Annotated in this window: 1 protein-coding gene; it reads left to right on the forward strand. The window is 58.4% G+C overall.

Annotated elements, in window-relative coordinates; translation table 11 throughout:
- A partial coding sequence (locus tag NXS07_RS20410; RefSeq protein WP_258087564.1) for an AMP-binding protein occupies positions 1–872 on the forward strand: 872 nt, incomplete at both ends.

The following is an 872-nucleotide window of genomic DNA, read 5'->3' on the forward strand; positions in this document are numbered from 1 at the left end:
GCCTATGAACAGGGTGACAGCCTGACCGTGAAATTGAGTTATGGCGAAGACTGGCTGGCGGGTGAACAGGCGCGGCGCTTACTGCACCAGCTTGAGTACATCCTGCATACCGTCGCCCGCGATCCGTACCTGCCGCACCGGTCGGTGAGATTCCTCAGTGACGACGAACTCCATACCCTGCTGTACCGCTGGAATGAGACCGACATGCCATACCCGCAGGACAAAACCCTGCAACAGCAGTTCGAGGCGCGTGCGGCAGCTACCCCGGATAACGTGGCGCTGGTATTTGAGGGAGCAACGCTGACCTACCGGCAGGTTAATGAACGGGCGAACCAGCTGGCGGTTGTGATCCGCGAACGCTATCAGCAGCAGCGCCATGCGCCGATGCCGGCAGACACGCCGATAGCGCTGTATCTGGATCGCAGTCTGGACATGGTCATCAGCATGCTGGCGGTACTAAAAGCCGGCGGCGCCTACGTGCCAGTCTCGCCGGCCTATCCGCCGGAGCGTATCCGGTTTATTCTGACCGACACCGCAGCCCCGTGTGTGGTTACTCAGCAGCGGCACTTAACGGCGCTGGGGGAATATTCCCACGCGCTGTCACTGATCGCGGCGGATGATCCGTCTGTGACCGCAGGCCAGTCAGTGGATAATCCGGTGCCGGTGAATACCTCTACGGATCTGGCGTACATCATCTACACCTCGGGAACGACCGGCCAGCCGAAGGGAGTGATGGTTGAGCATACAGGTGTGGTGAATCTGTCCCAGTTTATTGCCCGAACGCATTTACTGGGAGAAACGGTAAAGGCGTTATTCTTTTCCAATTACGTTTTTGATGCGTCCGTATTTGAGCTATTCCCGGCCCTGATAGC

Source organism: Xenorhabdus bovienii (assembly GCF_024721015.1).
GTDB lineage: Bacteria > Pseudomonadota > Gammaproteobacteria > Enterobacterales > Enterobacteriaceae > Xenorhabdus > Xenorhabdus bovienii.